The following is a 14,148-nucleotide window of genomic DNA, read 5'->3' as shown; positions in this document are numbered from 1 at the left end:
TTGTCAAATAATAAGCCTAAACTATAACCATAATAAAGGGCAAACAAATGACCGCTACAGCATCTAGTAATCTCGCACGCTTGCGAGTAATTGAAGAAGAAACCTTTGGGGTAATTCCTTCCGCAGGTTCTTCTAAAGATTTACGATTCACAGGAGAATCCCTTAACTTTTCCCTGCAAACAGAAGAATCTCAAGAGATTCGGGCTGACCGTTTAACCGCAGACTTAATTCAAGTGGGAGCTGAAGCCTCTGGAGACGTTCAGTTTGAATTGTCTTACGGAACGTTTGACGACTTAATGGCAGCCGCTTTAGGTGGCGAATGGAAGACCAACGAGTTGACCACAGGTTTAAACGTTAAAACCTTTACAATTGAGCAAGGGTTTACGGATATTAAACAATACATTACCTATACAGGAATGGCAGTTAGTAGTATGAACCTTGAGTTTGCTATTGACTCGCTTTTAACTGGTTCTTTTGGGTTCTTAGGAAAAGACGCAAAACGCACTGAAACAACTACTGTCCCTGCGGCCGCTGAGGTTCCAATGACTGAGGTAATGAACTCCGCAGCCAACTTTGCCAACTTGACAGTTGCAGGTCAAGAATACCCTTGTGGAATTAGCTCTATCACTTTAAATGTTGAGAGTGGTGTACGTGCCCGTAAAGGTCTTGGACACTTAGGAGCTTGTTCTATTCAACCGGGTAAATTCAACATCACGGGGGATTTAAGCGTTTACTTCTCTGATGGTACGGTTTATGACAAGTACATCAAGAATGAGGCATTCTCATTATCTTGGACAGTAGCTGATGCCGCAGGAAATAAGTATGAGTTCACCCTACCTCATATCAAAATCACAGAGTCTTCAGTTAACGCTGAGGGACTTGACAATGACGTTGCATTAAGTATTAGTTTTAGTGCTTTAGTTGACCCTGTAACTAAAAAGGCAATTACGATTAAACGTACCAACGCTTAAATATGGCAAGCCTTAGTAAGCTAGGGCTTTACGAGAGGATATATGTTAGATTTATTTAAAGAATTTGCTGTAAACCTAGACGCAGAAGTAAACGGACGTTGGGTTGACTTTATGGGTGTTAAGTTTTTGATTGCCCGTATTAATAACACTGAATACAATAAGCAAGTTGTTGAGTTATTAAACCGCCACAAGGACGATAAACTAGAGGACGATCCTCAGCTATTTAATAACGAGTTAGCTCGCATTATGTCTAAGACAATCTTGTTAGGTTGGGAGGGCAAAGTTGGCTTTAAAGGTAAAGAGTTGCAGTATTCTCACGAGAACGCCTATAAGCTATTATCTGATCCTGCTATGCGAGATTTCCGAGACTTTATTAGCGAGGAAGCGAGTAAAGCTGAAGCTTATAAGTTAAAGCTTGAGGACGAACAAGAAAAAAACTAACTGAGGTTCTTAGTTGGGAACTGACTTGGGGGGACACAGTCCCTGCCATGATAGCATTAGAGAAGCAAACAGGGAAACCTAACCCACGTCTTGCTTCTCGACCAAAACTAAGAGCCGAGTTAACCCCCTACTTTCAAGCGTTTAACTCGCTTAGTAGAGCAAGACAATTTACAGATTCAAGCATACTTCCGTTACAGATAACGGAGATAGAAGCCTACTTGAGGATATTAGGTGTACCACAAGGTCAAGCACAGCTTAGGTGGCTCAGGTTTATACAAGCCATGGACGGGGTACACATGAAATGGTACTCAGATAGGCAAAGTAGAAAGACCAAGAACAAATAAATAATAAGGTCACCTATGGCAGATGCAGGAAGCACCTTAATTTTTCAGGTGCAAACAAAACAGGCAGTAGAAAACGTTAATACGTTAAAAGCTGCTCTTAGTTCTCTACAAAAAGAAGCCGCTACATTAAATGCGGCTCTTGGCGTATCTAAAACCACGCAATCCATTGACAAAGCTGCCTCCTCATTTATTCAGTTGGGTGCAGTCACCAAGCACGTAGATAGTGCTACATCTTCAATTAATCACATTGGGAAAGCAGCAGATAAAGCTAAAAACGTCATTGTTCGGTTTAACCGAAGCTTAAATGGAGTGAGTCTTGGAACTAAAGAACTATTAGACGGTAGCGCAACTAATGGGAAGAAGTTCCTCAATACGTGGAACAGTGTACTGAAAGACGCTTCAGTCCAAGAGGTTATTAGAGCCAAAGAGCAAGAGGTATTTAATCAGAAGATTCAGCAAGAACGCTTGAAACAAGCTGTTCAAAGCAACAAGCAACGCTTAAAAGACGACAAAACACTTGCCAACTTAAGAGCAAAACAAGCGAGAGCTGATTCTAAACATGCGTTTGAGGAGATGCTTCGTCTTGAAAGTCTTAAAGTTAAGCAATCTGAAGCTTCAAATAAACAGCTCCTAAAAGATCAAGAACGACTAGCACAAGCTGAACGCTTGAGAAATAGAGAGCGAATCAAAGACGTATTTAAAACTCAAGACTTCCTTGAAAGACAAGAAGTAAAGCGTCAAAAACGTAGAGAAGCAAATCGTGATAAAAACTTACGTTTTATCCGAGCCGACGCTGACGCACAGTTAAAAATATTGGAGGAAGTTGAGTATCGACGCTCTCAAGGTCAAAGCAGAGCTTCTTTAGCTAGACGTTTCGGTAGTCAAGCAGTTGTAGATAATACAGCTCAAAATGTTGCAAATCTAAGAAAAGCTTCAAGAGATTCACAGCTTGCTAAGGACGAGCAGAGAGTGCTTGCCTCTCGTGAAAAAGCAATGGCTAAAAGCCTTAGCCGAGAGCATCTAGCAAGTCTTCAAGATCGTCATCGGAACAATCTTTTAAAGGAAGAAATACAACTAAGAAAAGAACGTACCAGAGCTTACTTAGCGTATGAAAAAGAGCTTGAACGAGCAAGAATAAAGCGCAATCAAACAGATAAAAGGATTGCTGACACCCGAGTTTCTCAAGCAACGAAAAACGCTCGGTATGATCTTTTAACGCCTGAAGGAAAGCTCAGAAAAATACAAGAAGCTCACGAGATGGCTAACCGAGGGGTTCGCTCCTCCTTAATTGCTCGTGCAGTAGGTTCACAAGCTTTCATAGATAGTCAAACACCTAGAGCGATTCAAGACCTATATAGAGCTTTAGAAAACACAAACGCAGCCTCCAACAGAGCTTCTGAAGGAATGCGAAAGTTTGGCACGCTTTCTAATGATGCTCACGGATTTGTCAGAGGTTTGTCAGGTGCCTTGAACCAATTGTGGATGACTTATGGCGCATTAGCTCCGTTGTTGACTGGTGCGGCTATCGGGTCAATCGCTAGAAGTACATTTAACGTTGGTAAAGACCTTGAGTATCGTTTGAAGTTTGTTGAGGCTTTAGGTAATGCACCTATTAAAGTAGACCAAATCATGCCAGCGGTGATGGGGTCTATGAAAACGCCTTTAGAGGCAGCGGAAGCATTACAAGCCTTAGCACAAGCAGGATTCACATCAAAGCAATCCCTTGAAGCCTTACAGGCTACCATGCAGTTGTCTACGCTTGGTGAACTTGGCATGACAGAAGCAGCGATTGCGATGACAGGTACAATCTCCGCCTTTGGTTTATCTGCGCAAGAAGCATCTAAAGTGGGTGATGTATTTGCTAAAGCAGCGGCATCATCTAATACGTCCGTAGAGCAGATTAGCCAGTCAATGCGGCAAGCTTCAACCGCCGCTGCACAATACGGCATCTCAGTAGAAGAAGCCTCCGCCGCCCTTGCTGTTATGGCAAAACGTAATATTACAGGTTCGATGGCTGGTACGTCCTACCGTAATATGTTGAAAGAGCTTTATACGCCGATTGCCAGAGGAGCTAAGGCGATGAAGACGCTTGGGTTATCTGCTTATGATACAGAAGGTAACATGAAGGGTCTGACGCAAATTCTGCAAGAGTTAGATTTGCGCTTGGCTGGGTTAACTGAACAATCAAGAAACGAAGCCCTTGAAGCTATTTTCGGAGAGCGAGGCGGACGGGCTATTCGTCCAATCCTTGATGACTTAGACGCTTACGTGGACATGATCAAGGAGATGGAGGGTTCCATTGGATTCCTTGAAGAAGCTAGTGCCAAGCTTTTAAATACGACCGAAGGTAGAATTAACATTTTCCAGTCTACCTTGCAGCAGTCTTTTGCTAAGGCGTTCGCAGGTGTTCAAAAAGATGTAAACGCAGTCATCAGTGAGCTAACAAAACTAGTCCGATCCGAAGGATTTATTTCAACAATTGAGTTAATCACAAGGTCTTTTGCGTCACTTGCAACGACTTTGATGGACAATAAAACACTCATCAGAAACGCCATCATTGCATGGGGTTCACTAAAGCTTACCGTAACAGCGTTATCCTCTTTACAGAATGCCGCTAACGCTGTATCCAAGGCAGGACTTGCAATAGAAGAACAGCGAAATAGAAAGTCTATCGAACTGCGAGAGAACAAAATGTTAGAAGCGGCGGCTCGCAATCGAAATACGGCTAGCATTATCGCTGAGACAAATGCTCAACGTTCTTCTGCTTTGGCTGATAGATTCCCTAGTGCCAAACGAGGATTGGACGGAGGAGTAGGTAAAAATTCTTCAAAACAAACGGCAGCTAATGTTGGAATGTTATCTGCTGCCACTGCGGCTGTTGCTTCTTCTGCTCAAACAGCAAGTAAAGGGTTGGGCTTAGTGGTAGGTGCTGCTAGTCGTTTATTACCTGTTGTTTCGTTGTTGTCTCTTGGTTACATGGGCGTGTCTTGGGCAATGGAGACCTTTGGTTCTAAGACTGACGAAAGTACTAGAGCACTAGAGAATCAAAATGCGTTTGTTGAGGACTTAATTGAGCGTCTAAAAGAGCGCAACAGATATCTATCAGAATCAAACACGGCTTCGTTCTTGCAAGAAGAACAAGCACAGTTAAATCAACTTGAAACTCTCACACAACTTAAGTTTGAAGTTGAGGCGATTGAGGAAGCTCAAAAGAACCTTGGCAGTTTCATTGACAGCAACAATGATAAATATCAAGAAGCGGTACAAATTGTTGGCACTCAAGATGAAATATCTAACCGATTGATTGATACGCTAGCAGGTATTAATACTGGGATAACTGCTAATAATGAAAAGCAGAAGTTCTTCAAAGAAACGGGTCAGCAAACAGAAGAAGTAATTCACGGACAAAATATAGCGTTAGAGTATCAAGATCAATTAAACGACTTAAGAGCCTCTAAAGCAAATCAAATTCTAGCCATTGAACAACAAATTGCTCAGGTGATGGCACGTAATGAGGCAGCCGCACTTCGTCGAGCATCTTCCTCTGTTGTAGGCGGTTTTGAATCCCTTGCCAACCAAGCGAGATCTTCAAGTGCTAAAGCTGAAGCTTTAAGAAATCATGGAAAGGTTGAGGAAGCCAAACGCCTAGAGAAAATGGCGGCTAAAGAATCTGTTTATCGCAATACAACTGAGACTTTAAACGCCAAGTACATGTCTTTTTCTCTAGCCCTTGACAACGCCATTAAATCGGGTGATACAGAAGCCGCTAGTAGAATTAAAAAAGCAACCGAAGAAGCACAGCGACGAGATGAAGTATTACTTGAAGAAGCTCGATTATATGAGAACTCCTTGAAAGAAACGGTGGACTTTGGAAACACTAAAGGAGGTGGTGGGGGTTCTGGTAAGGGAGCAAGAACTCCACGATACAAACCCACGCAAGATGAAAGATCGTATGACCGCATCGTTCGCTCAGCTAACGATATGCGACTCAAGACTGATGCCCACCTTGGCTCTGCTTATCGTCAAACCCTTGAGCATCAATCAAAACTTCTTGACGATGTTAGCAAGAAATACATGTCTGAAAAGGATATTTATGTACTTGAGTACAGAAATAGAATTGAAGATGAGTACAACAAATTAATTAAAGATCGTCAAACCAAAATTGAAGAACTTGAGGCTGTTGTAAGAGAAGGTGCAGGAGGATCTTCAGATTATACAAAAACTCAAGTGGAAGATGCTAAGGCTCAGATATTAAGCCTTAAGGAAAACATCGACTTAGTTGAATCACATAAAGTGAAGGCTTCCGCTCTTGCCGCTCAATTTGCTGATAACGAGTACACAAAGCAGTCGGGCGCACTTTCAAGATTGAGAGAAGAACATTCAAAGTTACAAACTGATATGGACAAAACATGGTACACCGTTACTGATGCCATGATTAGCCACTGGGATAGAGCGGTTGATTCCTTAGCTAATTTTGTAGCAACAGGCGAGATGAACATCAAGCAATTTACTGCAAACACGCTTGCAGAGTTGTCAAAGATGGCGTTTAAGATTGCTGCTAACCGAATCTTACACTCTATTATTGGCATGGTGTTTGGAAGCGGAGGCGGAGGTGGAGGTTTTCAAGGTGGCTGGGGAGGTTCAAGCCTAGGTAGTTTACCTATTAACTTCGCTAAAGGAGGTGCTTTCGATGGAGGATCAAGATTAACAAGGTTTGCTAGTGGAGGTGTTTTTACAAACTCCATTGCAAGACGTTCACATGTAGCACCAATGGCAATGTTTGGGGAAGCAGGACCAGAAGCCATCATGCCCCTAACTCGAATGCCCGGTGGCGACTTGGGTATTAGAGCAATTCCAACTGGGGCACCAGATGGAGGCGCAAGTGTCAACAACGTGTCCGTTGTTACGAACGTCGTTGTTAACAGCGATGGCTCGGTAACAAGTGAAACATCAACAGGAAGTGGTGACGCCATGTACAAACAACTGGGGGATATGATTACCAACCAGACCAAAGCTATTATCGTAAAAGAGATTGGACAAGGTGGGTTGATTAGACGAGCTATTCAGGAGCGATAATGGATTACTTCGAAGAAATTGTGGACGTTGGAGCTTCTCAATCCTTGCTGTTTGCAACCAGCAGTGTGAAATTTGGAGACGGATACTCTCAAGTTGCAGAGCTGGGATTAAAACCAACACAGCAATCATGGAATATATCCATGACTGATACCAAAGCTAGGACTCATCAAGCGTTGAGGTTTTTTAATGATCACCGAGGGGTTAAACCTTTTTACTGGGTTAACCCTTTTGGGGAGACACTAAAGGTAACTGTAGATAATGTACGTTTAACTGGTCCTGACGAAGGAGGCATTTATGTCCTAGAAGCTACATTTACGGAGGAGGTTTAATGCAAACTTTTCAAACGGTGATTGATTTTAACCCAGAGGTTGAATTCGCTTATAATGACTTAAGCCAAAGTTTTTCTGACAAAACAGCTAAAGTAACTATTCAAACAGGCATTAATGCCGTCTCTCAACGATGGAATATTACAGTCTCTGGGCGGATTTCCAAAGTAAAAGAGGCTCAAAACTTTGTTCTAAGCCACCTTGGAAGTCGCCGTTTTAGGTGGAGAACCCCCGTAGGCGAAGATCTTTATTTCAGATGCATAGAATCCACACTTAACTTTCATTCTCCTGTTACTGCCAAGTTATCACTTGTACTTGAGCAAGTGTTTGTTCCTTAGAAATAATCAATAATTGCCTTTGATAGCTTAATTGACAATTTTTTTGATTGAGGGTATACTACGAGTATTCATTAATAATAAGAATAATAAAAATGACAATTAACTCTCAGGCTCAACTTCTTGAACCGGGCGCAGAAATTGAACTATACGAATTAGACGCTACTGGTATTGGTGGCGAGATCTTACGTTTCCACGGTTATTTGTCAACTAAGTCTATTTGGTGGCAAGGTAAAGAGTATAGAGCGTGGCCGATTCAAGCAGAGGGTTTTGGTTTGTCAGGAGAGGGTCAACAACCCACTCCTACACTTTCCGTGGCTAACTTAGACCAGTCTCTCTCCCCTCTCCTAGCATTTCTTGATGACCTTGTAGGAGCTAAAGTTACCAGATATAAAACCCTTGGAAAGTTTTTGGACGCTAAAAACTTTCCAAACGGTAACCCTCATGCCGATCCTACAGAGCAGTTTAGACCCGAGATTTATTATGTTTATCAAAAGAAAGGAGAGGACCATCAAGCGATTGAATTGTCTTTGCGTACAACCCTTGACTTAGACGGGGTTTTTCTTCCACAGCGACAAGTAACTTCAAATCTTTGTTCTTGGGTGATGATTGGCGGTTACCGAGGACCTTATTGTGGGTATACAGGTTCTGTATTTACTAATGAACGAGGTGAACGAATCTCTAACCCTAATCAAGACACTTGCGATGGCAAATTATCCACTTGCAGATTAAAGCACGGGCTTAAAGCCAACTTGCCCTACGGAGGATTTCCTGCGGCTTCCCTAGTGAGGACTTAATATGCGTAAAAAAACAATTGAGGATATCAAGCAACACGCATTAGAAGCTTACCCGAAGGAAGCTTGCGGACTTATTGTCAAGGACGGTCGCAAAGAGCTTTACATTCCCCTTGAAAATACATCAGAAAACCCTGAAGAACATTTTAGAATTTGCCCTGAAGCGTACGCTGAAGTTGAAGAAAAATATCAAGTGATGGCTATATTTCATAGTCACCCAGAGGCAACGTCTAAACCTAGTGAAGCGGATCGGGTTCTATGTGAAGGTACACAGCTTCCTTGGGTTATTGTAGGTCTTTACAAAGACAATGTGACAGGGGAAATGGTTGTTTTAGATCCCTTTCAATTTTTACCTGAAGGCTACGAAGCCCCCCTTGAAGGACGTATTTTTCACCATGGTGTATTAGATTGTTATTCTCTTATTCGAGATTATTACCGTCAAAAGCTTGGCATTGAAATCATGGATTTTGAGCGCAAGGACAATTGGTGGGAAGACCCTAACGCAAGTAGCATGTACGAAGACCATTTTGAAGAAGCTGGATTTGTCAAAGTTACTGATGGATCCCTTAAAGAGCATGATGTAATCATTATGGAAATATGTTCTTCCGCAGGTCCAAACCACGCCGCCATTTATCTAGGGGATAACTTAATGCTCCATCACATGGCAGCTCAACCGTCCACTAAAGCTGTGTATGGGGGCTCATGGCAATATGCCACACGGTTTGTCGTGAGATATAAGGATTTTATAGATGAGTAAATTACGTACAGTGCGTCTTTACGGGTACTTGGGTTCTAAGTATGGTCGAGTTCATCAACTATATGTGGACAATACAGCGGAAGCTATTCGTGCATTATGCACCCAGCTTGAAGGTTTTTTTGAAGACTTGAGGGATAGTGAGGAAAAAGGTATTGGATTTGCGACGTTTGTTGGCAAGCAAAACCTTGAAAAAGACGACTTAGAGAACCCTGTCGGTGATGAAGATATTCGCATTGCACCTGTCATTCTTGGTTCTAAGAGGGGTGGGATCTTTAGTGTGATTTTAGGTGTGGTGTTAATTGCCGCTTCCTTTATTGTTCCTGGGGCTGGGGCTTTCACAGTACTTGGGTTTGCTGCTAATGGTACGTTATTTATGATGGGGGCTTCCCTACTTTTAGGTGGTATTGCCCAAATGCTTGCCCCTCAACCAAAACTTGATATTGACGAGCAAGCGGTGTCACCTAATAAATCATTCAACGGTCCTGTCAATACAACAGCTAATGGAGGGATCGTTCCATTAGCAATCGGTAAAGTAATGTGTGGGTCTGCGGTTATTTCAGCTTCCATACGTGCTGCTCAATTAGCCAATAAGTAAATAACTGTTTGAAGTTTAAGAAGTGCAGGGTTAAATGAACAACAATAATAAAAACCTTAACAAAGTTCAAGCTATTGAAGGTTACGGCGGAAAAAGCAAATCCAAGTCAAGAACGCCAAGAGAAGCTAAGGATACTCTTTTTAGTGAAGAATATGCCCGAATTATTGATTTAATTTCTGAAGGAGAAATTAAAGGGTTAGTTAATGGCTTGAAGTCCATTTATTTGGACGAAACGCCTTTACAAAACAAAGACGGGTCATTTAACTTTGAAGACGTAACTGTTTCCACACGACTTGGGACGCAAGCCCAAGAACCGATCAAAGATTTCCCTGCCTCTGAGAACGAAATTACACTTAACTTGCAAGTTAAGTACGGACAACCTGTTGTTAGAACTTTTACAAATGAAGACCTAACTTCTTTAGTTGTCAGAGTGTCTACGCCTGCATTGATGAACACCAATAAATCAAACGGCGACATTAATGGACACTCAATTCCTTTTAATATTGAGTTAAAGACGGACGATGGGCTTTTCCGTGTTGTTCACAGTGATTCCTTTAAGGGAAAGACTTCGGCTAAATATTCTCGCTCAATTGAGATTAGTTTACCAAGGAACGAAAAATCTTGGACGGTTCGCATTAACCGCTTGAGTAAGGACGCAACAACTACTAATATTCAAGACAAGTTTTATGTTGATGCTATTACAGAAGTTATTGACGCTAACCTATCCTACCCTAACAGTGCCCTTGTAGGTATCCACGTTCTTGCTGAACAATTCCCCTCAATACCTAAACGTGGGTATGAGATTTACGGGATTAAAGTAAAAATACCTAGTAACTATAATCCTTATACAAGGATTTATTCTGGTGCTTGGGACGGGTCATTTAAAATTGATTGGACGGATAACCCAGCGTGGATTTTCTACGCCTTAGCCACCCATCCTCTTTATGGTCTAGGACAAAGAATCAAAGAACCTCAACTTGACAAGTGGGGGCTTTACCAAATTGCAAGGCATTGCGACCAAATGGTGCCAAATGGTAAAGGAGGTACAGAGCCTCGGTTTACTATTAACACGTACATTCAAAATAGAACGCAAGCCTATGAGTTACTTCAAAACATTGCGTCCGTGTTTAGAGGTATGGTGTACTATGCCGCTGGTTCTGTATTCGCTGCGTCCGATCGCCCTTCCATCGAATCCCCTTACATTTTCTCTCCTTCCAACGTCGTTGACGGAAAATTTATTTATGAGGGAACACCAAGAAGTAATCGTTATTCTGTGGCGGTAGTTGGTTGGAACGATCCTGATGACATGTACCGTCAAAAGTACGAGTACGTGGAAGACCGTAAAGCTATGTTGCGATATGGTTACGTACCCACCGAATTCAATGCCTTTGGCTGTACATCTCAAGGTCAAGCACAGAGAGCTGGACGATGGGCGTTATTAACGTCAAACCTTGAAACACAGGTAGTTACGTTTACGGTTGGATTGGAAGCTTTAAAGGTAATCCCCGGCAGTATTTGTGCAATTCAAGACCCTAGTAAGTCCAATATGGAAAAAGTGTCTGGTCGAATTGCTTCTAGTTCACGTACTACGGTTACTGTGGATAGAGACCTTAACCCTTCCGTACGTGTTGGACACAAACTACTTGTTACACTTCCTAGTGGAGTAACTGAAGAAAGAACGATTTCAAACATTAATGAACGTACCCTTACCGTTGGACGGGCGTTTTCAGTACCCCCACAACAAGAAGGTCAGTGGGCGATTGAAACAAACATTAAGTTGCCATTGTACCGTGTTCTTTCTGTGGTTGATAAAGGAGACTTGCAATACGAGATCCGAGCAACACAGCATGAACCGTCTAAATATGATGCGATTGAGTCAAAGACTCGCATTGACCCTAGACCAACCGTAAACTGGGGTGTTCATGGAGCGACCCCTAAATCCCCCTCAGAACTTGATATCAGAGCCTCAGCGCAAGGCATCGAGGGTCAAGCATCAATTGTTGTTGGTGAAATTACTTGGTCTAGTGAGGTTGCAAGGCACGAAGTACGTTACCGTGTTGACGATGGAGTGTGGGTAAAACAATTTGTTGTAGGAACGTCCCTTGAAATACCTAACTTTAAGTTTGGCACATACACCGTTGAAGTAACAGCGGTTAATATTCAAGGGTTAAGATCAACAACGTCAACTTTGACTAAAAGTGTCACTGGTGTTGAGTTTGCACTCAGCACCCCAACAGGCTTGCGACTTGAAGGTGCTTACACATCAAGTTGGTTAAAAGTTGTTTGGAATGCAGTTAGAGGGGCTACCAGTTACACCGTTAGATTGTCATCACTTGGTGTTGTTAGACGTACCGTGGTTGTAGGTAATACGTTGCGTTATGACTATAGTGCGGCGGACATGAAAGACGACGGAGGACCGTGGCGACACGTTACGGTTGAAGTCATGGCAAATGGTCCTTTTAGTGCCAAGTCGGATTGGGCAAGTCTTGCTGTAAGTAATCCTCAAATTGGACCTTTACAAGGGATTGAGGTATTGCCTAATACTCGCTCCATTGTCTTTAACTGTATTAAACCTTCAGAATCCGATTTCGCTGGTTATTTGTATTGGATTAGTGATGATCCAAACTTCAAGCCAAACGAAAGTAATGCGACAAATGACGCTGACTTTAACCAGATTTTCTTTGAGCTTTATAAAGGCAAACCCTTAGAGCAAAAAGACTACTATATTTGGGCAGCTGGGTACGATACGTTTGGTAAAGATAGCTTAAACATTAGCCCGTCTTACAAGGTTAGACCACTTGTCTTAAAGCTTGATCCTCAATCAATCGCTGAGGATATGATTAAGGACGGGGCGTTTACTATCACAAAGTTTGCGGATAGTATTAAGCCACCAGTGGTGGTTGACAAACTTCCAACTGACGCCAAAGAAAACGACCAAGCGATACATGCGAGCACAGGTAAACTCTACCGCTATATTGGTGGCGTGTGGAAGCCTGTAATCCAAGAAGTGGGCGATATCGACAGCTTACCTGCTGATAAGATTGACGGCACCTTGGAATTAAGTCAGGTTCCTGCTATCCCGACGACGAAGCTGACTGGACAGGTGCAAGCTAATCAAATTGCTGCGAACGCAGTGGGGGCTAACCACATCGCTGCAAATGCTATCGATGCAGGGCACGTTAAGGCTCGATCTTTAACGGGCGATAAGCTTGTAGCTAACAGTGTGACAGCAAACGAATTGGCGGCAAACAGCGTTACTGTCGGCAAAATCGCAGCAGGCGCAGTGGGCGCTGACCAGATTTCTGCTGGTGCGATTACATCAGAGAAGATGACGATTAGAGGGCACAATTTAATACCTAACAGCGATTTCTCAATGGGTGACTTTACTGATTGGAGTGTGTGGACTGGAAATGTTCAGATTGTCAAGGTAAAAGATGTTGTGCCTCCGTCAGACACCAGAGCAATTAATTCCCCTTCTCAATTCGTCGCATATCTTGTACACTCTGCTGAAGCAAAGGAACAAGCAACAGGTATGTTTGCCTTTAGCCGTAGCTACACAAAATCTGATGCAAAGGAGATTCCTGTCAAAGCAGGAGAAACATATTATTTTTCCGTGGATCTTACCAGAGGTGGAACAGGAAAACCCTGAATCAGCCTTTTATGTTTACGTGTACTTCTTTGACAAAGACAACAACAATTTAAGGAGATATACTGCAATTGGAGGTGTGCCGATCACTTCTCTTCCTTATAAATGGGTTACTAGAGAAGGTAAAGTAGTTGTTCCTTCCGGAGCAGCAAGGATGAGTATTTATTTTTATTACTATTCCCCTGCCTCCGACAATACAGGTTCAGCGTTGTTTTTTACCAATCCCAGATGTATTCGCATGATGGACTCCTCACTCATCGTCGATGGATCAATCAAAACCCAACACATGACTGCTAACTCAATTCATGGTGACCGAATCGCTGCAAACACTCTGAATGGTGACCGTGTGATTGCAAATACGCTTCATGGGAATAGGTTAATTGCTAATACCATTCATGGTAACAGGATTCAAGCAAATACAATCACAGCAGACAGACTTGCTGCTAACACGATCACAGCCACATCCGGTAAGATTGCTAATGCAGCTATAACAAACGCCATGATTGCTAATGGTGCGATTACGGAAGCAAAGATCGGTAACGCAGCGATTACTAGTGCAAAGATTGCTAATGCTGCCATATCGAGTGCGAAGATTGGTGATTTACAGGTTGATAGGATTAAGATTGCTAATGGTGCGGTGTCAACATTAGCTGTTTTGAATGTAACTAGGACAAATAATCAATCATGGAGTATTACCTTTCCTCCTGGTAATTACCTATTTGAATACACCTTTTCAACAGGAAGATACAACTACTCATATTACGAGTTTTATATTGGAGGCAAATTCGTGGGCCCATTTGACGTAGACAACCTACATATTAAAGGAACGTATTCAGCCACATTCAACTCAAACTTTGTTGTGG

General features: G+C 42.5%; 10 protein-coding genes. All 10 read left to right on the top strand.

Translation table 11 applies throughout. The annotated features are described in order from the left end of the window. The first annotated feature begins 47 nt into the window (after nucleotides 1-47). Complete coding sequence (locus HMPREF3179_RS03545; protein WP_070469745.1) at nucleotides 48-971, top strand: phage tail tube protein; 924 nt, start codon at nucleotides 48-50, stop codon at nucleotides 969-971. A gap of 42 nt (nucleotides 972-1,013) precedes the next feature. Beyond that, the gene (locus tag HMPREF3179_RS03540; RefSeq protein ID WP_070469744.1) at nucleotides 1,014-1,412 is read left to right on the top strand and encodes a hypothetical protein; all 399 of its coding nucleotides are present in this window, start codon (nucleotides 1,014-1,016) and stop codon (nucleotides 1,410-1,412) included. Between the two features lie 359 nt (nucleotides 1,413-1,771). After that, nucleotides 1,772-6,832, top strand: a complete 5,061-nt coding sequence (locus HMPREF3179_RS03530; RefSeq protein ID WP_070469742.1) for a phage tail tape measure protein — start codon at nucleotides 1,772-1,774, stop codon at nucleotides 6,830-6,832. Next, nucleotides 6,832-7,161: a phage tail protein gene (locus tag HMPREF3179_RS03525; protein WP_048769181.1), complete on the top strand. Its 330-nt coding sequence runs from the start codon at nucleotides 6,832-6,834 to the stop codon at nucleotides 7,159-7,161. The genes HMPREF3179_RS03530 and HMPREF3179_RS03525 overlap by 1 nt, the downstream gene beginning before the upstream one ends. Next, entirely contained in the window at nucleotides 7,161-7,496 is a 336-nt protein-coding gene (locus tag HMPREF3179_RS03520; RefSeq protein WP_048769184.1) for a phage tail protein, read from the top strand. The genes HMPREF3179_RS03525 and HMPREF3179_RS03520 overlap by 1 nt, the downstream gene beginning before the upstream one ends. Before the next feature lie 92 nt (nucleotides 7,497-7,588). Then, on the top strand, nucleotides 7,589-8,290 hold the full coding sequence (locus tag HMPREF3179_RS03515) for a phage minor tail protein L (protein WP_070469741.1): 702 nt from the start codon (nucleotides 7,589-7,591) through the stop codon (nucleotides 8,288-8,290). 1 nt (nucleotide 8,291) lies between these two features. Next, the gene (locus HMPREF3179_RS03510; RefSeq protein WP_070469740.1) at nucleotides 8,292-9,044 is read left to right on the top strand and encodes a C40 family peptidase; all 753 of its coding nucleotides are present in this window, start codon (nucleotides 8,292-8,294) and stop codon (nucleotides 9,042-9,044) included. Continuing rightward, nucleotides 9,037-9,639: a tail assembly protein gene (locus HMPREF3179_RS03505; RefSeq protein WP_070469739.1), complete on the top strand. Its 603-nt coding sequence runs from the start codon at nucleotides 9,037-9,039 to the stop codon at nucleotides 9,637-9,639. The genes HMPREF3179_RS03510 and HMPREF3179_RS03505 overlap by 8 nt, the downstream gene beginning before the upstream one ends. A gap of 34 nt (nucleotides 9,640-9,673) precedes the next feature. Next, a complete protein-coding gene (locus tag HMPREF3179_RS03500) occupies nucleotides 9,674-13,288 on the top strand; it encodes a TipJ family phage tail tip protein (protein WP_070469738.1) in 3,615 nt (1,204 codons plus the stop codon). Further along, on the top strand, nucleotides 13,269-14,148 hold an 880-nt coding region (locus HMPREF3179_RS03495), incomplete at its 3' end, for a hypothetical protein (RefSeq protein ID WP_210398751.1). The genes HMPREF3179_RS03500 and HMPREF3179_RS03495, both read left to right, overlap by 20 nt.

The sequence above is a fragment of the Oligella sp. HMSC09E12 genome (assembly GCF_001808505.1).
Taxonomy (GTDB): Bacteria; Pseudomonadota; Gammaproteobacteria; order Burkholderiales; family Burkholderiaceae_B; genus Oligella; species Oligella urethralis.
The sequence above is the reverse complement of the archived record's forward strand: the minus strand, read 5'-3'. Positions and strand labels throughout refer to the sequence as shown.